This window comes from Brevibacillus brevis (assembly GCF_900637055.1).
Classification (GTDB): Bacteria; Bacillota; Bacilli; order Brevibacillales; family Brevibacillaceae; genus Brevibacillus; species Brevibacillus brevis.
Genome location: NZ_LR134338.1, coordinates 4,217,602 through 4,237,309 on the forward strand (window position 1 = coordinate 4,217,602; position 19,708 = coordinate 4,237,309).

General features: G+C 48.5%; 18 protein-coding genes and 1 pseudogene. 2 read left to right on the forward strand and 17 right to left on the reverse strand.

What is annotated here, in order from left to right:
- Positions 1-44: 44 nt before the first annotated feature.
- The 6 genes and pseudogenes from EL268_RS20295 to EL268_RS20320 all read right to left on the reverse strand — a co-directional run bounded on the left by EL268_RS20295 (position 45) and on the right by EL268_RS20320 (position 8,158).
- A pseudogene (locus EL268_RS20295) lies at positions 45-2,217 on the reverse strand (RelA/SpoT family protein).
- 383 nt (positions 2,218-2,600) lie between these two features.
- Positions 2,601-3,113, reverse strand: a complete 513-nt coding sequence (locus EL268_RS20300; RefSeq protein ID WP_017247577.1) for an adenine phosphoribosyltransferase — start codon at positions 3,111-3,113, stop codon at positions 2,601-2,603.
- Positions 3,114-3,125: 12 nt separating this feature from the next.
- The gene (recJ, locus tag EL268_RS20305; RefSeq protein WP_106656738.1) at positions 3,126-5,474 is read right to left on the reverse strand and encodes a single-stranded-DNA-specific exonuclease RecJ; all 2,349 of its coding nucleotides are present in this window, start codon (positions 5,472-5,474) and stop codon (positions 3,126-3,128) included.
- Positions 5,475-5,589: 115 nt separating this feature from the next.
- On the reverse strand, positions 5,590-6,522 hold the full coding sequence (gene secF / locus EL268_RS20310) for a protein translocase subunit SecF (RefSeq protein ID WP_106656739.1): 933 nt from the start codon (positions 6,520-6,522) through the stop codon (positions 5,590-5,592).
- Entirely contained in the window at positions 6,512-7,747 is a 1,236-nt protein-coding gene (gene secD / locus EL268_RS20315) for a protein translocase subunit SecD (RefSeq protein ID WP_106656740.1), read from the reverse strand. The genes secF and secD overlap by 11 nt, the downstream gene beginning before the upstream one ends.
- 174 nt (positions 7,748-7,921) lie before the next feature.
- Positions 7,922-8,158: a post-transcriptional regulator gene (locus EL268_RS20320; protein ID WP_106656741.1), complete on the reverse strand. Its 237-nt coding sequence runs from the start codon at positions 8,156-8,158 to the stop codon at positions 7,922-7,924.
- 87 nt (positions 8,159-8,245) lie between these two features.
- On the opposite strand from EL268_RS20320, the gene spoVB reads away from it, so the two are divergent.
- Entirely contained in the window at positions 8,246-9,832 is a 1,587-nt protein-coding gene (gene spoVB / locus EL268_RS20325) for a stage V sporulation protein B (RefSeq protein ID WP_106656742.1), read from the forward strand.
- Positions 9,833-9,835: 3 nt separating this feature from the next.
- Here the strand turns inward: spoVB and EL268_RS20330 are convergent, their stop codons facing one another.
- Together EL268_RS20330 and corA are read right to left on the reverse strand one after the other, a co-directional pair.
- Complete coding sequence (locus tag EL268_RS20330; RefSeq protein WP_106656743.1) at positions 9,836-10,549, reverse strand: DUF421 domain-containing protein; 714 nt, start codon at positions 10,547-10,549, stop codon at positions 9,836-9,838.
- Positions 10,550-10,617: 68 nt separating this feature from the next.
- On the reverse strand, positions 10,618-11,595 hold the full coding sequence (corA, locus tag EL268_RS20335) for a magnesium/cobalt transporter CorA (RefSeq protein ID WP_007717563.1): 978 nt from the start codon (positions 11,593-11,595) through the stop codon (positions 10,618-10,620).
- Between the two features lie 130 nt (positions 11,596-11,725).
- Between corA and EL268_RS20340 the strand changes: the two genes are divergently transcribed.
- Positions 11,726-12,142 carry a TIGR04086 family membrane protein gene (locus tag EL268_RS20340; protein ID WP_106656744.1) on the forward strand — a complete coding sequence of 139 codons (417 nt, stop codon included), beginning with the start codon at positions 11,726-11,728 and terminating at the stop codon, positions 12,140-12,142.
- Between the two features lie 49 nt (positions 12,143-12,191).
- Here EL268_RS20340 and yajC read toward each other — a convergent pair whose 3' ends face one another.
- The 9 genes from yajC to EL268_RS20385 form a co-directional block, all read right to left on the reverse strand.
- Positions 12,192-12,512 (reverse strand): preprotein translocase subunit YajC, encoded by a 321-nt coding sequence (yajC, locus tag EL268_RS20345; protein ID WP_106656745.1) that lies wholly within the window; start codon positions 12,510-12,512, stop codon positions 12,192-12,194.
- 18 nt (positions 12,513-12,530) lie between these two features.
- Positions 12,531-13,661 carry a tRNA guanosine(34) transglycosylase Tgt gene (gene tgt, locus EL268_RS20350; protein WP_012685587.1) on the reverse strand — a complete coding sequence of 377 codons (1,131 nt, stop codon included), beginning with the start codon at positions 13,659-13,661 and terminating at the stop codon, positions 12,531-12,533.
- A 118-nt stretch (positions 13,662-13,779) separates the two neighbouring features.
- Positions 13,780-14,808, reverse strand: a complete 1,029-nt coding sequence (gene queA, locus EL268_RS20355; protein ID WP_106656746.1) for a tRNA preQ1(34) S-adenosylmethionine ribosyltransferase-isomerase QueA — start codon at positions 14,806-14,808, stop codon at positions 13,780-13,782.
- A 43-nt stretch (positions 14,809-14,851) separates the two neighbouring features.
- Positions 14,852-16,786, reverse strand: coding sequence for a SpoIID/LytB domain-containing protein (locus tag EL268_RS20360; protein WP_106656747.1), 1,935 nt, complete (start codon positions 16,784-16,786; stop codon positions 14,852-14,854).
- Positions 16,787-16,959: 173 nt separating this feature from the next.
- The gene (locus EL268_RS20365; protein ID WP_012685583.1) at positions 16,960-17,178 is read right to left on the reverse strand and encodes a DUF2905 domain-containing protein; all 219 of its coding nucleotides are present in this window, start codon (positions 17,176-17,178) and stop codon (positions 16,960-16,962) included.
- Positions 17,175-18,173, reverse strand: coding sequence for a Holliday junction branch migration DNA helicase RuvB (gene ruvB / locus EL268_RS20370; RefSeq protein ID WP_012685582.1), 999 nt, complete (start codon positions 18,171-18,173; stop codon positions 17,175-17,177). The genes EL268_RS20365 and ruvB overlap by 4 nt, the downstream gene beginning before the upstream one ends.
- Before the next feature lie 4 nt (positions 18,174-18,177).
- Complete coding sequence (ruvA, locus tag EL268_RS20375; protein WP_048032131.1) at positions 18,178-18,795, reverse strand: Holliday junction branch migration protein RuvA; 618 nt, start codon at positions 18,793-18,795, stop codon at positions 18,178-18,180.
- On the reverse strand, positions 18,792-19,292 hold the full coding sequence (gene ruvC / locus EL268_RS20380; RefSeq protein WP_106656748.1) for a crossover junction endodeoxyribonuclease RuvC: 501 nt from the start codon (positions 19,290-19,292) through the stop codon (positions 18,792-18,794). Before ruvC ends, ruvA begins: the two co-directional genes overlap by 4 nt.
- A 163-nt stretch (positions 19,293-19,455) precedes the next feature.
- A complete protein-coding gene (locus EL268_RS20385) occupies positions 19,456-19,647 on the reverse strand; it encodes a hypothetical protein (protein ID WP_047072775.1) in 192 nt (63 codons plus the stop codon).
- Positions 19,648-19,708: the final 61 nt, after the last annotated feature.

Consider the following 19,708-nt stretch of genomic DNA (forward strand, 5'->3'; position numbering starts at 1 on the left):
CATCCTTCCTGTTAGCTAAACAAGAACACCCAATCCACGAGGGATCAGGTGCTCAGTATCCGGCGAACCGAATAAATATCTTTGATGCGCTTAATGCGCTCTACTACTTTCAACAGATGATCCACATTGCTAATCGAGATGGTCATATGAATTGTTGCCACTCGATTTTTATCGGACTTGCCACTGACAGCCGCGATGTTCGTTTTTGTCTCTGCCACAACCTGCAATACATCGTTTAACAGTCCGCTCCGATCATTGCCCGTGATCTCGATCTCTACATGGAAATTATGTTTGAAATCGGTATCCCATTCGACATCAATCAGACGCTCTGTACATTCGTCTGTCAGTACGTTCGGACAGTCCAGTCGATGCACGGATACCCCACGACCTCTCGTAATGAAACCGATAATCTGGTCGCCTGGGACAGGTGTACAACAACGAGAAATACGGACGAGCAAATTATCCAAGCCACGGACTTTGACGCCAGACTCACTCTTGGCAGAACGATTTGCTGGGTTCGGTTTGACCTCAGGAATGGTCGGGTTTTGTTCTTCGCGCTCCCGACGGAGTTTGTCTAGGAGACGAGTCGCAATTTGCGAAGCCGTAATGCCGCCATAGCCGACTGCGGCAAACATGTCTTCTGCCCCTTGGAAATTAAACCGGGCTGCCGCTTCCTTCAGGTTCGCTTCCGTCATCGCTTCTTTTACATCGAAGCTGCGCGACTTGATCTCCGCTTCCACCATCTGCTGACCTTTGGCGACGTTCTCTTCCCGCTTCTCTTTTTTTAAACCACTGCTTAATCTTATTGCGGGCGTGTGCGGATTTGGCCATCTTTAGCCAGTCCTGACTAGGACCGTAGGAATGCTTAGAGGTCAGTATCTCGACGATATCGCCTGTTTTCATCGCATAATCAAGCGGTACGATCTTGCCGTTCACTTTGGCGCCAATCGTTCTGTTCCCTACCGCAGAGTGAATCCGATAGGAGAAGTCCAGCGGTACAGAGCCTTTTGGCAGCTCGACTACATCACCTTTTGGCGTGAAAACGAAAACCGTATCGGAGAAAAGATCCTGCTTGAGACTCTCCATGAACTCTTGCGCGTTCGGAGCTTCCTCCGATCCACCTTCGATAATCTCCCGCAGACTGCCCAGCTTCTCTGCAAACGAGCCTTGCACGATGCTTTTTCCTTCTTTGTACGCCCAGTGAGCCGCGATCCCGATCTCTGCTGTCTGGTGCATATCCCACGTGCGGATTTGCACTTCCAATGGCTCACCTTTTGGCCCAATCACTGTAGTATGAAGAGATTGGTACATGTTCGTCTTCGGCATGGCAATGTAATCTTTGAATCTGCCTGGCATCGGCTTCCACAGGGTGTGTACGATACCAAGAACCGCATAACAGTCGCGGATGTCATTCACGATGATCCGCAACGCAAGCAGGTCATAAATCTCGTTGAACTGCTTGTTTTGTCTCGTCATCTTTTTAAAGATGCTGTAGATATGCTTCGGACGTCCCGAAATTTCTGCCTCGATGTTTAACTCGCCCAGCTTTTCCCGGATTGTATCCGATGCTTCATTCAGGTAGGCTTCGCGCTCCACCCGTTTCTTTTGCATCAAATTCACAATCCGATAGTACTGTTGCGGATTCAAATACCGAAGTGCCGTATCTTCCAGCTCCCATTTGACGGAAGCGATCCCCAGGCGATGGGCAAGTGGTGCAAAGATTTCCAGCGTTTCATCGGAAATCTCGCGTTGCTTCTCTTCGGACATATGCCGAAGCGTCCTCATGTTGTGCAGACGGTCAGCCAGCTTGATCATGATGACGCGTATGTCCTGTGCCATGGCAACCAGCATCTTGCGGTGGTTTTCGGCGAGCTGCTCTTCTTTGGACTTGTATTTAATTTTTTCCAGCTTGGTCACTCCATCTACCAGAAGAGCCACATCCGGTCCGAACTGCTCACGGAGATGATCAAGCGTAATCTCGGTATCTTCCACGACATCATGCAAAAATCCAGCCGCAATCGTAACGGCATCCATGTGTAGGTTTGCGAGAATACCCGCCACAGCGATTGGGTGCATAATGTAAGGGACGCCTGATTTGCGTATTTGCCCTTCATGCGCTTTTTCGGCAAGCTGATAGGCACGTGTAATCAGGTCCAAATCCGATTGTGATAAATAGGTGCTTGCTTTTTTTACTACCTCATCAATGCCGGTAATCATAGTTCCCTTCCCTTATCCTCTCAGTAAAATAACCTCAATCGAGGCCTTCTCACGGAGGAGCGACCGCATTATAGCGGAAAGTTTCACCGAAGTATTGCCGGAAGCAGACGCTGAGGCACTTCGTGATGCGCTCCGGAAAGTTTAAGCCTGGACGCATTTCGCACCGTGAAGCACTTGAACTTTCCTATACGTCTAGAAAACTTGGGCGTTGCCAAGCCTTTTGGCGCAGGCGAAGGCTTACTTGCACGTATCATGTCTGTCTATTTCATACTATTATCTTGTATGTCGTTCGTCTTGTAAAGCTGAATTCCCCTGTAAAGTATGTACAGCCGTAGAAAAAAGAAAAAAACGGGCATTTTACCCGTTTTTCCTTGTTGTATCAATTAATATTGAACGAGCGATTTGATAGGAATTTCACCGATTTTGCTACGTCCATCCAAGTAGGACAGTTCGATGAAGAAGGCAGCTCCTACTACTTTGCCTCCGAGTTGCTCAATCAAATTGATTGTTGTCTCAATCGTTCCACCTGTCGCCAGCAAATCGTCTGCAATCAGTACGCGCTGACCTGGTTGGATAGCATCAACGTGTACAGCAAGTGCATCTTTTCCATACTCAAGGTCGTAATCCGCCTTGATGGATTCATATGGCAGCTTGCCAGACTTGCGGATCGGCACAAAGCCAATTCCCATTTCATACGACAAGGGAGCACCTACTACGAATCCACGTGCTTCTGGACCCGCAATCACGTCTGCTTGTACTTCACGAGCGAAGACAGCCAAGTCTTGAATCGCAGCTTTGTAAGCAGGGCCATCCTTCAACAGAGTAGTGATGTCCTTGAAACGAATACCTGGCTGTGGAAAATCCGGGATAACTCGAATGTATTGTTTAAAATCCATGAAAAATTCCTCCTAAACGGTGGCTGGTTCCACCAATTGATGAAGCGCTTGAATCATTGCATCAGAAGAAGAAAGCAATAAATCTGTAGCAAGCTGTGCCTCTTCCTTCCAATTCGCGTAAAGCACAGAGCTCTCGAGCGGCTTTTTCGTAGTGTTGGCCTGCAACGTGTACTGCTCAGCCTCTTCTACTAAAAACTCCAGCTCCATAAAGATGGCGATCATGCCGTCCAATAGATTTCTTTTCCATTGCAGCTTTCTGGCCAATGCATCCATGTGGATTTTTTTAACAGTTGGCACCTGTACGAAAAACTGGTACAACTGTTTAAAATGATCCCGGCCCGGACAGGAAAGCCGCTCCATTCCCAAATCCGGATCACCAAACAAACAGTATATGCGCTCCGCTTGTTTGAGCAAGTTACGAACCACTTCCAATTCGGATCGACGCGTCGGCAAATCATACAAAATCACGTTGGCAGAGGCAGTAATGCTCGTACCCTCTCGACCAACCACGAACAAGGAATTCACCTGATCGCTTGTTGCTTTCGCTGCCAATGGCTCATAGCTTTCCGCGCGAAATAGAATGGTCACCGAGTTTGACTCGGCCATCACTTGCTGCCATTTCTCTATCTTGTCTCGACTGCCTCGCCAGTCAAATACTTGCTGGTGTCCAACAGACAAATCACGGATCGTCAGCTGAGGCTTTCGATTACCGTTCCATTCGTTTACAGACAATTCCCCCAATACGTGAAAACGTGCCTTGGGCGTTACTCTCTTTGTTACATGTGCCCAGTTGAAACCAATTGCATCCAAAGAGGTTCCCGCTTTGTTCAAAGTACACTTCAAATGATTGTCATCTCGCCCAATCGTGCGCATACCTTGTGTTTCTACTTCTTCTAACAAAACGAGCGGTGTTGGATTCCCCATTCCATATGGGGCAAGCTGTTCGAGTTGCTCCGCTGCGGTCAAGCTGATCTCTTCCATACTCATCGCAACGTCCACTTTGGTCATCGGCGTGAAGTCTTCAGCGGACAACCACTCTCCAGCGAGCTCATTTAATTTTTGACGTAATAAGTCGAGATTTTCTACAGGCAAGGTCATCCCCGCTGCCATTGTATGACCGCCATAGTGCGGCAGCCATTCCTTGCAAGCAGTCAGACCTTCATACATATCAAAACCTGCAATGCTTCTCGCAGAGCCTTTTGCCGTTCCTTTTTCCGGATCGATGCCAAGTACAATCGTTGGACGGTAAAAAAGCTCAACCAATCGGGAAGCTACGATCCCTACCACGCCTACGTTCCAGCCTTCTTTAGCCAAAACAAGCACATTGTTCTGGTCTGGCGGATACAGCTCATTCACCATCTGTACAGCTTCCTCAGTCATCGCTGCGACGATTTCCTGACGTTCGCGGTTTAAGTCGTCCAGCGCCTGGGCACATTTCTCTGCTTCGTCCATATCCGAAGTCGTCAGCAATTTCACAGCGGATTCTGCTGTCTCCAGCCTTCCGCTCGCATTCAGACGCGGTCCTAGCGCAAAGCCTACATGTCCCGCAGACAGCTCGGTATCGGCCAGTCCACAAACTCGGATTAAGGCCTGTAGACCAAGGTTCCGTGTATGATTTAAGCGCTTTAATCCTGCTCGAGCAAGAATACGATTTTCATCTACCAACGGCACCAAATCCGCTATCGTCCCCAATGCAGCCAAATCAGCCAAATGCAAAGGCGGCTCCTTCAGCAAGGCATGCCCCACTTTAAAGGCGACCCCCACTCCCGCCAACATATCAAACGGGTACGAACAGCCGGGCTTCTTGGGGTTAATCACAGCAAATGCCTCCGGGATGATTGCCGGAGGTTCGTGGTGGTCGGTTACAATGACGTCAAGACCCAACTGGTTCGCGTACGCTACCTGTTCGACTGCACTGATCCCTGTATCGACAGTGATGATCAGTTTATAGCCGCTATGATGCAGATGCGCCAAGGCGTCTTTATGTAACCCATACCCTTCTGTAAAACGGTTGGGAATGTAGTAGTCAAAAACAGCGCCGAGTTGGCGCAGTAGATGTACCATTAGCGATGTGGAGCTAACCCCATCGGCGTCGTAATCGCCGTATATACAAATCGGTTCTTGCCTTTGAATGGCTTGTTGAATGCGATGCACGCTTTGTTCCATTCCATCCAGCAAGAAAGGGTCATGAAACAATTCTGGACCGGCTTGCAAAAAATCACGAGCCTTTTGTGATGTGTCAATGCCACGTATCACCAGTAGCTTGGATACGAGCGGAGTAAGCTGGCAATCTGCGGCAATACTAGCAGCAAGCTGCTCATCATAGGTGGCCAGTTTCCAGCGTGTTTTCGCTTTCAGCATGGGCTTTCCTCCAATCCTCATTCATTATAGAGGATGGAGCACAAGCCTGACAATAGTAAGGCTTTCTCCGGTAAAAAAAGGAGAAAGCCGCGGGAATATCCCCGCGGCTTTCGGATTAGCTTTCGTTTGGAGCAGTGGAAAAGCGCTTCCTGTTCATTTCTCTCTTTTTCAAAGAGACCCAGATTTGCGCAGCGATAAAGATCGAAGAGTAGGAACCACTGAGCAATCCGAAAATCAGTACCAGAGAGAAGTTGCGAATCCCTTCGCTTCCCAGGAACACAATCGCAACGGCTGTCGCCAAAACGGTTACTACGGTAAAGACAGAGCGGCGCATCGTCTGCCACAAGCTCACATTTACCAGGTGTTCCAGGTCTTCAATTGTCTTGGTCTTCATCACGCGTTGATTTTCACGGATACGGTCAAAAATAACAATCGTATCGTTCAACGAGTAACCAACGATCGTCAAAATAGCAGCGATAAAGGTCAAGTCAACCTCGAGTCGAAACACGGAAAACAACGCGATCGGGATAAATACGTCATGCAGCAAGGCAATCGCACACGCGACCCCGATCAAGAACTGGAAGCGGAACGCTACATAGATGGCAATCCCAAGTGCAGCAAACAAAATTGCCAGACCCGCATTGCGCACCAATTCTTGCGCAATAATCGGATCAACTGTAGCCTCTTGCTTGGTTACCTGCTCACCGTACTTGGCTTTCAATCCCTGTTCAATCTCTGTCAGCTTTTCCGGTGGAATGGTTTCTTCAAAGCGTGTATAGGCCTGTTTTTCCCCATATGCGGTCACATCCGTAAAATGTGTCTCCGGCAGCTTTTCCCGGATAATCGCATCTACATCAGTAGTCGAGAAATCCTTCCCGATATACATATCCAGACGTGTACCTGCTTTAAAATCAACTCCGAGATTCAACCCAAGAGTGAACATGGACAGCAGGCCCAACACAAGAATAATCAATGAAATCACAAAAAACTTTTTACGGTTTTTTACAATGTTGTACTTATCAGCGTACTCAAGTGCTCTATAACTCACCAATTTCACTCTCCTTTACCCCGAACCAAGACGGCTTCTTAAATAGGTTCGTACGGATCAACAAGCCGAGGAGGAAACGAGAGGCAAAAACGTTTGTAAAAATACTTACGATCGTTGTCAGCATCGAGATAATCGCAAAGCCTTGGATAGAGCTAGTCCCGAAGAAGTACAATACCACAGCTGCGATCATAGCCGTAACCTGTGCATCCAAAATGGTGACCAAGGAACGTCGTTCACCTGCACGGAATGCAGATAGAATCGTCTTACCGGAACGAATCTCTTCCTGAATACGTTCGTAGGTAATAATATTTGCGTCCACGGCCATCCCGATTCCCAAAATGAAACCAGCGATCCCTGGCAGTGTAAGCGTCGCATCCATCCAATCCAAGAAGAGCAGGGAGAGATAGATGAAAGCTGCCAATGTAATGTTAGCGACCAGACCTGGCAAACGATAAACCACCAGCATGAACAGGAAGATAAAGGCTCCACCGATATATCCTGCATACAAGGTTTTTTCCAAGGACATCGCACCAAGTGTAGCCCCTACAGATGTTACCTGTTTCTCAATCAGCTTGGCCGGCATTGCACCGGAGTTAAGTAAATCAGCCAACTCTTGAGCCGATTCTTGCGTATAGTCACCGGTAATTTGTGCACTACCACCGGAAATGACAGACTGAATCGTCGGATTGGTCTGCATTGTATCATCTAAGAAGATTCCCATTGGCTTACCAAGATTTGCACGAGTCACGTCTTCAAGAAGTTTCGGTTCTTTAAATTTGACGGTAACCAACGGTCTTTTCAGGTCGTCGTAACCGACTGCTGCTCCCCCCGGAGCCAAATCGTTACCTCTCATCAACGTCTTACCTTGTACGTCACGGAACGTAAGGACGGCTGGCTTGCCGATCAACTCGCGAAGCTTTTCCTGATCAGCATCGTGGGAGGCAATCCTCACGCGGATTCGGTCCGGCAGCTCGACGTTTACCTCTGGTTCGGTAACGCCACCGATATTCACCCGTTTTTCGACCATTTGCGCTGTTGCAGCCAATAATGTTGTATCGACCTTTTGTCCTTCATTCAGGGGCTCTACCTGATACAAAATCTCAAAGCCGCCCTTTAGATCCAATCCTAGTGTAATATTGCTTGCTACTTGTCCAGTCGTGGTAAACAGACCGCCCAACAAGCCCACCACAACCAGGAACAAAACAAGTCTGCTCCATTTAATCATGTAATACCCCTCTTTCCTAGCCGTGCCTCGTCGTCGACACGAAAACCAATATGCCCATTATAGCGAAGTAAGAAAAAACGTGTCAATTGATGCTGGAAAAGCGAACCATGGTAACCAACCCCTTATCTGCATCGCGCATTTTTACCTATACGATTTAGATAAGAAGAAGTTTCACTACGAATTTTTGTACATTTGAATCATGAGGTAATTCATATACTTGTTTGGCTTCAAGGACAAAATGTCGTTGACAAGCTGGTGGATCGGTGGCATTTCTTTATAGCCGTTCGTGACGCATTCCCAAACGTCTTCCGGTGCCACGTTGTCGTACCCCAAGAGAGCAAATTCCTCTGCTTTGCTTACACAAAGACTTGAGACTTGTCCATACCATTCCTGTTTTTGCGCTTGGTCCATCCCAATTTCCCCCTCAAAGTAGTCATGCCGACAGCGGCACGTCCATATTCTTTACTGAGTGAATTTATCCTTGCAAAGGAGCCTTCCATGAAACAATCCTTCTTTTACGGAACGGTCATCCTCATTATTGCTGGTGGCATTACCAAAGTGTTTGGCTTTGCTCACAGGATCGTGTTGTCGCGCATTATCGGAGCGGAAGGAATGGGGCTTTATCAGATGGTTGTGCCCCTTTTATACTTTCTGATTACTGTGACGACATTCGGACTTCCGGTTGCCATTGCAAAGCAAGTGGCAGAGACGGAAGCAGCTAATAATCCGCGGCTGACTCGCCGATTTTTGTTCCTAGCCTTGTCGGTCGCCGGCGGGATTAGCCTCTTCATTTGCGTCCTGCTCCTCTTGTTCTCTCAATGGATTTCCGGAATGCTATTCGCAGACCCTCGTGCACACATTGTCCTGCTTGCAGCCATTCCGGTCATCCCGATTTCCGGTATTTCTCTTGTCCTGCGTGGGTACTTCCAAGGCAAGCAAAACATGATCCCTACGGCCGTCTCTCAGCTTGTGGAGCAAGTCGTCCGAATGGCATTGGTCGTTGTCATGACGATGTCGTTTCTTTCTGCAGGCATTGAGTACGCCACAGCAGGGGCTGTCGCCAGCATTATTTTTGGAGAAGCCGCCGGACTCTTGTACATTCTCTGGCAGTATCGCAAAGGCAGCAAAAAAGCAGCAGCCGAGCTCCTGGATAAGCCCCTTCTCATGACGGTTTCTGCAAGTAAAACGAGTTTGTCGCAACTCATCCACGTCGCACTCCCTGTCACGCTAAGCCGCGTCATCGGCTCCATCGCTTACGTGCTAGAGCCGATGCTCGTACCGTACGCGCTCGTCATTGCAGGCTTTACCACCTCGACTGCTACTGGTTTGTACGGACAGTTTGCCGGGATGGCTGTTCCTTTGTTGCTTTTTCCCACTTTTTTAACGTATTCCTTGTCCGTTTCCCTCGTTCCTGCCGTGGCTGAAGCGGCCTATCAAAAAAATGCTCCACTCGTGCATCGCCGCATTTATCAAGCCATGCGGATAACACTCGTCATCGGAGCACCTTGTACCGTCTTGCTCACTATTTTTGCAGAACCTTTATGTGTCCTGCTCTACGGCAATGAGTATCGGGAGGTTGGCGTACTGTTAAAAGAGCTGGCACCGTTCTCCGTCTTCCTATTTTTCCAAGCACCGCTTGCAGCCGCCTTGCAAGGCCTCGATTACGCTCAGGTCGTCTTTCGAAATACGCTGATCAGTGCCATCGTCAAAACTGTCGCCATGTTTTTTTTCACGGCACATCCAGCATTCGGTATTCACGGCGCTGTCATCGCTCTTAATATCGGCATTACGCTTGGGACGTTATTGCATTTTGCCAGCCTGATCAAAAAAATCGGGTTTACGATCGACCTTCGGGAATTCGGCAAAATCGCGGTCGCCATGCTACTCATGGGTTATTCTGGTTCCTACATTGCCAAGCACTGGTTTATGGACATTTCGATTGGACAGCTATTGACTGCAAGCACCTTCATTAGCACCTTGCTGTACATTGTCCTGCTCGTCGCCATGCGCGTCTTGGGCAAGCAAGATGTGCGTCGCATTCCGTGGATCGGCGAACAACTCGCCGTGTTCTTCCCTCGCCGCTAGCGCTTATTGCAGCGGCTTGTCTTTTTTGTCCAAATACATGATGCCACGTTCGTCAACGCTGCAAAAAGAAACCTCTCGAATGTCTTTGATTCCGTATTTCCGGATTTCTCGTTTCAGCCAAAGCTCGTTTTGTCCGATCTTGCTCAATGCCTCCGTCCTCACCTTGCCATCGAGAATCAGTGGGATGGGCAGACCTTTGTACGAGATAGAACCGACTTGAGGCTTTCTCATCAACGATAAATCTTCCCTCGTAATCTTGTCTTTTTGCTCCTTTAAAAACACACTCATCTGTCCGGTTGGCTCTAACACCGCAAATTCAACATCACCAATGTTTTTTACGTCTTTTTGCCGCAGATGCACCATCAAATCATCCATGTTCAAGCGATTGCGACGCATCGCATGCTCCCTGATTTGCCCATTTTCTATAATCAAATCGGCAGAGCCGTCCACTGTATCGCGGAATTTCTTGCTCTTTAATGACACATAAGCGAAGGCGACTTCCAATAAGGCAATCAACAGCATCGGCAAATAAAACCGAAGAGCAGGTTTATCGACATCCTCAATCGCCAGTGCAGCCATTTCTGCCAGCATGATCGAGATGACCACATCAAAAACGGACAGCTTTCCCAATTCCCGCTTTCCCATCAACCGCACCAAGATCAGGAGGAAAAAATACGAGAAAAGGGTGCGAAGTAACACCATTGTAAGATTATCCACTTACGCTGCCCCCCAAAGAACATTTGATACTAGTGTTCAACAGGGGGCAGGGAAAGTATTAGCACCAATTACAGCCACTTTCTCTTGCGGAAAATGTGAAGCATGGCAAACGTCATGGCAAGCATAATCACGAGTGCCACGATCAGCATATACGGTTCGGCTTCTTCACCCAGCCATGCGAAAGTATTCATCCCGAATAGTCCGGTGATAAATGTCAACGGAAGGATAATCGTGGAGATGATGGTAAGAACTCGCATCGTCTCCGTTGTTTTGGCGCTAATGATGGTGTAGTACGTATCCAACGCACCGTTAACCAGATCACGGAAGGTTTCCGTTGAATCCGAAATCCGCTCCAAGTGGTCTGTTAGGTCGGTGTAGAACGGAACGTTTTCCTCGGAAATGTCGAAGGAGTAACGGCCGTTGACGTTCGCGAAAATTCTTTTTTGTGGCATGATCACACGCCTGATTAAAATAATCGTTCGCTTCAACGCCAGGAACTCTTCGGTAATTTCCTCCATCTGATGTTCATAAATCTCGTCCTCCAGCTCGTCAATCCGCACACTAATCCGATCAATAATGGGAAAATATTCATCGGTAATCCCGTCTACAATGGCATACAGCAAATAGTCAGGACCTCTGTTCAAGTAAGAAATGTTGCGGTGACACATGGCAGCGATCCGACCGATGGTATTCATCGGGGACTTGTGGATCGTCACGATGTAGTTAGGGCCGAGAAAAACGTTCAGTTCTACCGTTGTGATCTCGTCATCGCTTTCTTCATTGTAACGCAGGGCGTGAAAAACGAAGAAATAGTAGTCATCGTACTTGTCTACCTTGGCACGTGGACTGACGTGCAGGCAGTCCTCAATTGCCAGCGGGTGAAAGTCGAAAATCTTGGCAATATAGGGCAGTTCATTGTTTCCCACATCATACAGATCGATCCAGAGCAAATCCTCTGGTGATTTCAGCCATTGATCCTTCGTTGCCAGATCAACGTCGTGAAACATCTTCTGTTCAGAGTGGTTATAAAAGTACGTTTTAATCAATCTTCCTCACCCCCGTCTCGTTCCCCATCCATCATACGAAAATTCCTATCAATGTTCAACGCGAAGATGAATACGTGAGCCAAGCCTCTCATATAGATGTACAAACACTTCCAATAAGGGGGTACATACCGTGCGAAGTGCATCCACCTCTGTACTGACAGGTCTATTGTATACGACATGTCTTGTTTTAATTGGAGCGTTGCTCGCGACCTTACTCCTTAGCTTCACCTCGATACGTGAAGGCACGCTGCCCTATTTTACGTATGTGATCAATGCCATCGCTCTCTTGGTCGGGGGATTCGTTACCGGACGTCGTTGCGGCGGCAAGGGCTGGTACTACGGCGGACTTACCGGACTCACTTACTTCCTTTTCATCCTCTTAATCGGCTTCCTCGGCTTTGACGCCCCGATGCAATGGGGGACCTTCCTGTTCTTGTTCGGCGCTTTTGGCGTGGCTGCGTTAGGTGGGATTCTCGGCGTGAATTCAGCCAATTCCAACAACAAGCATAAAGGCGGTAAACCTAAAGTTATCAGGCCTCGCCGCTAAAACAAGACAGAAAAAAGCAGGTGGATCACCCACCTGCTTTTCGCATGTATTATTTGGATTCTTCTTTTGTTTCTTCGCTCTTCGCTGGTTCACTCTTAGCAGGTTCGTTGCTAGCAGAAACTACGTTGTTGATCGCGCCACGATCGAAAGTAACATTTACGTTGTGAGCAATACGCAACGTAACAGTATCATCAGACAGGTCTTGGATCGTTCCATGCACTCCACCGATTGTTACGATCTTGTCGCCTTTTTTCAGAGCACCAAGCATAGCGTTGCGTTGTTTTGCCTTCTTTTGTTGCGGACGAATCAGCAAGAAGTAAAAAATCGCAAACATGATGATAATCGGTAAAAACTGAGTCAAGTCACCCATGAAAAAAATCCCCCTCGATTAAAAAGATCTATCTTCACCCAATCCATATTGAGCGAAAAACTGGTCGCGGAAATCTTGCAAGCGGTCTTCGGCAATCGCCTGACGCACCTGTTCCATTAACTTCACCAAGAAGTGCAGGTTGTGGTAAGTAGTTAACCGGATGCCAAAGGTTTCCTCCGACTTGACCAGGTGTCGGATGTAAGCACGTGTGTAATTTTTGCAGGTGTAGCAATCGCAATTTGGATCAAGCGGGGTAAAATCACGCGCGTATTTTGCATTGCGGATGACCAGTCTTCCCTGGCTTGTCATGCATGTCCCATTGCGGGCAATTCTTGTCGGCAACACACAATCAAACATGTCGATGCCGCGGATCGCTCCCTCAATAAGAGCATCTGGTGAACCAACCCCCATCAAATAGCGGGCTTTGCTTGTCGGAAGCAGTGGAACGGTATGCTCCAGCACTTCGTACATCAAAGGAAACGGTTCTCCCACGCTCAAACCGCCGATCGCGTATCCTGGGAAATCCATGGAAACGAGATCTCGTGCACTTTGTGCGCGCAAATCGTTGAACATGCCACCCTGAACGATTCCAAACAACGCTTGTTCGTTTGGACGAGTATGCGCCTTCAGGCAACGCTCTGCCCAGCGGGTTGTTCGCTCCATTGATTTTTTTACGTAATCGTACTCCGCAGGATAAGGAGCACACTCATCGAACGCCATGAAGATATCGGCACCCAACGCGTTTTGAATCTGTGTAGCCTCTTCAGGACCAATAAACAGCTTTTCTCCGTTTAGGTGGGAACGGAAGGATACTCCTTCCTCCGTGATCTTGCGGAGGTTACTAAGGCTAAATACTTGAAAACCGCCGGAATCAGTCAGAATGGCACGGTCCCAATTCATAAAGCCGTGCAGTCCGCCTGCCTCGCGAACAATTTCATGCCCTGGACGAAGAAACAAATGGTACGTATTACTGAGGATGATGCCCGCGCCAATCGCTTTTAACTCCTCGGGGCTCATCGTCTTTACTGTCGCTTGTGTACCGACAGGCATAAAGACAGGGGTGTCAATCGTCCCATGAGGGGTATGTAGCTTACCGAGACGTGCACCAGTTTGCTTGCATGTTTTGATTAACTCGTAGCGTACAGCCAAATCTTTTGCACTCCTCAAGCTATGTATGTAAGTCTTACCTATTATAGAAAAACTTCTGGGTGAAGTAAACCCACCTGACTAATAAGTATACACTTATACAGGTGGGTTGATTACATTTTTATAAAATTAACATCGCATCGCCAAAACTGAAGAAGCGATACTCCTCTTCCACAGCCGTTTTGTAGGCACGCATCACATTCTCTTTTCCAGCCAAAGCACTCACTAGCATGACGAGCGTAGACTTCGGCAAGTGGAAGTTCGTCAGGAGCCCGTCCAGGATGGAAAACGTATAGCCCGGATAAATGAAAATATCCGTCCACCCAGAGGTTGCCACCAGCTTTCCTCCATTCGCGCGCCCTACTGTCTCCAATGTGCGGCAGGATGTCGTCCCGACAGCGATTACTCTTCTTCCTTCTGCTTTTGCCAGGTTCACCAGCTCTGCTGTTTCCTCAGGAATTTCATAGTACTCCGCGTGCATGACATGCTCTTCCACGGAATCCGCTGATACAGGGCGAAAAGTCCCAAGTCCCACATGCAGTGTCACGTAAGCCAGCTGTACGCCTTTTGCAGCGATTTGTTCCAAGTACTGCTTCGTGAAATGGAGGCCGGCAGTCGGAGCTGCTGCCGAGCCGCGCTCCTTCGCATAGACTGTCTGGTAACGCTCACTGTCCTCCAGTTGTGCGTGAATATACGGCGGCAAAGGCATCGAGCCTAATTGGTCGAGAATCTCATAAAAAATTCCCTCGTACAAAAAGCGCACGATTCGTCCACCTGTCTCTGTCACGTCTTCACAAACACAACGCAAAAGACCGTTACCAAAAACCACTTCTGTCCCCGGCTTCATCCGCTTCCCGGGTTTCACCAGCGTCTCCCAGCGATCGTCACCAAGTGATTTCAACAAAAGGATTTCTATTTTTGCACCAGTCTCAGCCTTTTCTCCAATCAATCTGGCAGGTAAAACGCGGCTATCATTCATGACGAGTACATCCCCTGCCTGGAGGTGATCGATTAAATTGGTAAATTGCTGATGAACGATATTGCCTGTTTGTTTCTCTAACACGAGCAATCTCGATGAAGTTCGGTCTTCTAGCGGGTGCTGAGCAATCAAATGCTCCGGCAAATCAAAGTCAAATTGTTGCACGTCCACGAAATCGTTACTCCTTTTTGCGGTAGATCTTGTGGCAAACGACTTACTTTTCGATTGTCACATCCTGGTAGTAGTGTTGCAAGATATCTTTGTAGTCATACCCTTCCTCTGCCATCGCACGAGCTCCGTATTGCGAAACGCCAAGTCCGTGCCCAAAGCCAGTACCACGGAAGATGAATTGCGAACCATTGATCATTTCTACTTCAAACTTTGTGCTGCGCAGAGGGGAGCCACCTTGTTGAAACACAGAACGGAAAGCATCCGGTGAAGAAACGACGATCGGCGTCCCGTTCGCTTCCATCGCAATCACACGTCCCGATGGCCCTCGCTCCGTCACTTTCAAGCTCGTTACGTTTCCTGAAATGCGTGGAGCTTTGTTCTTGTCATGCGCGGCATTGATCATGACTGCAAGCTCTGTTGAGGTAAACGGGCCACGTGTCCACGAATATGCATTTTCTTCTTTTACTTCTGAGAGGATCGTTACTTCTGCGCCAGTAGGGAGTACAGACAACACACGATGAGTCGTTGTACTTGGACCGGAGCGCAAATTGGTATTCTCGGTCGAAATGACCGCCATTCTTTGTCCCGCTGAATTGCTCTGGCCTGTTTCGGTTACCAGATCATTTCTTACATAGCCGAGCGTTCCATCTGCTAAAGCCACGCGATACCATATGCTCGCCTTGTCCATTGGAGATGTGTCTTTACTCTCGACAGATCGCAAATAAGGAACCGGATTGCCCCATACTTCTGTACCATCTGCCGTCATACCGCCAGCATTGGAGTAGAATAGCGACTCAGCTGGTTTGCCTTGGTAGTAAATGATTTCGCCTTCTGTCTTGTCAACGGCTTCACGTACATCCTCAGACTCTTTTGTATAACCATAATACGCCTGTTCGAAAACCGTATCGGACACATTGGCAACACCATACTTATTGCCTTGCCACACAGCACGAGTTCTCGACAGGACTGCCTGTGTTTTCAATGCTTCCATCGGCCAGCCTGGAGCCATTTCAGAGCCAACGACTCCATACAGATACTCTTCCATAGGAAGCTCATTTACTAGCGTCAAGTGACCATTGTATTCCGATAGCTCCATCTCACCGCGATATGTACGCTGCTCTCGCTCCACAACGCCAATCACCGATTCATCGCCTGCTTTATTCGCTTCAACAGTCAGCTTTACTTGAGGGGAGAATACGTACTTCCAAATCACTTCATCCGGTGATCCGTATACATCCTGCTTCAATATAACATAAGATTGGCTGTCAGGCTCCTGATAGGAGAAAGAAGGGAATGCGGCACTTGCTCTTCGTTTCAATTCTTTCACGGCATCAGGACTTGCCTCGTCCCCGATCCAAACCGCATATTTGACTTTATCCCCATCTGATACCATCACGGGATAAGCTGGAATACCTGCTGCTTCAAATGACGCTTGCCATTCTTGTGCTTCCTGTAAACTTTTGAATTTACCCGCTTCAAGTCGCAGTGGACCTTTTACCAGCGGATTCTGTCCGATCGCTTGGGCAACCGTTTTTGCCTGATTGGCTGCCGCCTGATACGTATCATACGTTCCGCTTACGACCTGATAGACGGTCTGACCGTTGCGCTTTGCCACCTGGATCGAGCCCTCGTATTTTCGTTGGCTCATTTGCTGTGCAATCTGTTGTGCGCGATTCCAGTCACCAGTTTCGGCAACGATCAGATGATATTCATCAACCCGGTAACGAGCTGCATCTCCCTTTAATTCAGGTAAATCTGTCTTGCCTTCGGGTCCATTGAGCACGACTTCCATTCCATTTTCAGCCGTTAACGTAACGGAAGGAACGACTCCCCGATAGCCTTGTCCTGTATCCACAAATAGCGCAACTCTGATATTGTCGCCGGCTGCCTGCGCTGGTACTTGTCCTCCTACGAGAACTACTGATAGCAGGCCCACCGAAAGGACTTTCCCCATCCATTTCTTTCTCATGTCGTCCATTGTCCTTTCTCCACCTGATTTCGTCTAAGATTGATTTCGTCAAAAAATGGCATGTCTTCCCATGTTTTTCGACAATCGCAGGCTGATCTCCTGCCATTTTCGTAAAATGGGACCAAACGCCCGCACGCAAAAAAACCACCGGAACGATGCGCTCCGATGGCCTTTACACTTTCCTATTTAAACAGCCGGAATAAATACATGCCAAGAGACAGGACGATGCTAATCACAATACAAGTCACAATGGGAAAGTAGAACTTGACGTTTTCCTTTTCTACCACGATATCTCCCGGCAAACGCCCCAGCGGCAAAAATCTGCCTCCTACCTGCCACAAAAGACCGATTACAATTAAAGCAGCACCACCAATAATGAGTAGCTTGGCTACAGGATTCACGATTTCATCTCCCGACCAAAGTGTTGGTACGCACTCGGGGTAAGAACCCGCCCCCGCGGCGTCCGCTGCATAAAGCCTATCTGCATGAGGTATGGCTCGCAAACATCTTCCACCGTTTGTGACTCTTCTCCGATTGTTGCTGCGATCGTATCCAGTCCGACCGGTCCACCGTCAAAGCGATCAATAATCGCTAGCAACAGTTTATGGTCGATATGATCGAGACCGCAGGCATCCACTTGCAATCTTTCCAACGCTTCTTTGGCAATCTCTGTCGTAATGACGCCTTCGCCTTTTACTTGGGCAAAATCGCGAACTCGCTTCAGCAAGCGGTTTGCCACCCGGGGTGTTCCCCGTGAACGTCTGGCAATCTCCTCTGCTCCGCCTTCTCGAATGACGACCTGCAGGATGTCGGCTGCCCGCGATACGATAAAGGTCAGTTCCGGGACTGTATAAAACTCCAGGCGATTTACAACCCCAAAGCGATCCCGAAGCGGCGCGGACAGCATGCCAGCTCGCGTCGTGGCCCCGACCAGTGTAAATGGCGGCAAGTCCAAACGGACACTGCGAGCGCTTGGCCCTTTACCGATAATGATGTCCAGGGCAAAATCCTCCATAGCCGGATACAGAACTTCCTCGACGCTCCGGTTGAGCCTGTGAATCTCGTCAATAAACAGGACGTCGCCCTCTTGCAAGTTCGTCAAAATCGCCGCCAAATCACCCGGACGCTCAATTGCCGGACCAGACGTCGTGCGGATATTCACACCAAGCTCATTGGCGATAATTTGCGACAGAGTCGTCTTCCCCAGACCAGGCGGACCGTACAGAAGTACGTGATCCAACGATTCTTTCCGCATTTTGGCTGCTTCAATAAAAATTTTCAGATTTTCCTTTACGTGCTGTTGACCGATGTATTCGTTTAAATAGCGAGGACGGAGGCTCAGCTCCGCCGCATCTTCTTCCCAATTCATATGCGTCGTGATGATCCGAGAATCCAAAATCCTACCCCCTCATGAGCAACGCAAGCCCTTGTTTGATGAGCTTTTCTACACCATCGCCCTCTTTTGATTTCTCAGACAGCGTGTTTCTGATTTTTTGAAGTTCACCATCAGAGTAACCCAGTGCAGTCAATGCATCGAGTGCTTCGTTCAGTGCAGAAACAGCTTGCTCGCCTGCTGTCAAATCACCCGCTGCAACAGTCAAAATTGCAGATGGTGTGTACCCTACCAATTTATCCTTCAAATCGAGGATAATGCGCTGGGCTGTCTTTTTCCCAATCCCCGGAAATTTCGTCAAATAGGTAACATTCTCCTGTTGAACCGCCATCACCAGCTGTTCAGGCGTCGCCGCAGCGAGAATCGCCAAGCCGCCCTTTGGTCCGATTCCGCTAACATCAAGCAGCTTGCGAAACAAATCGCGTTCGTCACGGGTAGCAAAGCCGTACAGCAGAATGGCATCTTCCCGCACGTGGTGATGGGTAAACAATTTGGTTTTGCTGCCTTCATACCGAACGAATTGGTACGGGTTTGGGCAAAACAGTCGATAACCAATTCCGCCCGTTTCGATGACTATGTATTCCGAATCGAGATAACTAAGTGTACCTTCTACAAAATCAATCATTTCTTGACCCCTTCCGAAATGGAAATGAACGCGCGAAACTGTGCGTGCGTAATGGCAATGCCCAATGCGTCCGCCACATCGTCGGGCTTTGGTACTTCTTTTAACCGCAATAGGAGCTTCGTCATTTCCTGTATTTGCTTCTTCTCTGCTCCCCCGTATCCAGTCACGGCTTGCTTTACCTGCATCGGGGTATATTCATAGACCGGCACACCAGCCAGCTCTGCCGCAAGCAAAATAACCCCTCGCGCTTGACCAACTGTAAAGGCCGTCGTCACGTTTTTATTGAAGAAAAGCTTTTCGACGGACATTTCATCGGGACGATATGTTTCCAGAAGGCTCTGCATTGCCTCAAAAATCTGTTTCAATCTAAGTGGCACTGGCAATCCTGCTTCTGTCTGAATGCTTCCATATTGGACGGGACGCAATTGACTGCCCTCTTTATCCACAACCCCGAAGCCAACAATCGCAATGCCAGGGTCAATTCCTAAAATGCGCATAGTCCACTCTCCGTGAGCAAAGATTCTACACTCTACTGTAACACAAAGCTCCTAAAAAGCGAACGTGCATTTCCATTTTATATCCGAGTTCAAAAAGTCGACTTTTTGAACAACCTTATAAAAAACCCGCTCCCTATAAAAGGAACGGGTTATACGGCGTCTGTTAGTGTTTGTTCATTCCGAGTGAATCCGACACATCATGCTGCATGTGGGCATAGTCATCCACGCCACTCTGCATATGCTCTTTGATCTTGTTGATCTGTTGGTAATTGAGCTTGTTGTGTCCCTGGTTCAACTGAACGTACAAACGCTGATGGAACTGGTCTTTGTAGCTACCTCTAGGCATGGTAGACATGGTCTAAAGACTCCTCCTTCGATCACCGTATGAAATCAGTATGGCGTAAGAGCAATGGCGC

Coding starts and splice junctions, on each gene's coding strand:
- EL268_RS20300 (WP_017247577.1), bottom strand. CDS start 3,113: ATGGATTTTAAACAATACATTCGAGTTATCCCGGATTTTCCACAGCCA.
- recJ (WP_106656738.1), bottom strand. CDS start 5,474: ATGCTGAAAGCGAAAACACGCTGGAAACTGGCCACCTATGATGAGCAG.
- secD (WP_106656740.1), bottom strand. CDS start 7,747: ATGATTAAATGGAGCAGACTTGTTTTGTTCCTGGTTGTGGTGGGCTTG.
- EL268_RS20320 (WP_106656741.1), bottom strand. CDS start 8,158: ATGGACCAAGCGCAAAAACAGGAATGGTATGGACAAGTCTCAAGTCTT.
- spoVB (WP_106656742.1), top strand. CDS start 8,246: ATGAAACAATCCTTCTTTTACGGAACGGTCATCCTCATTATTGCTGGT.
- yajC (WP_106656745.1), bottom strand. CDS start 12,512: ATGGGTGACTTGACTCAGTTTTTACCGATTATCATCATGTTTGCGATT.
- EL268_RS20360 (WP_106656747.1), bottom strand. CDS start 16,786: ATGGACGACATGAGAAAGAAATGGATGGGGAAAGTCCTTTCGGTGGGC.
- ruvA (WP_048032131.1), bottom strand. CDS start 18,795: ATGATTGATTTTGTAGAAGGTACACTTAGTTATCTCGATTCGGAATAC.
- ruvC (WP_106656748.1), bottom strand. CDS start 19,292: ATGCGCATTTTAGGAATTGACCCTGGCATTGCGATTGTTGGCTTCGGG.
- EL268_RS20385 (WP_047072775.1), bottom strand. CDS start 19,647: ATGTCTACCATGCCTAGAGGTAGCTACAAAGACCAGTTCCATCAGCGT.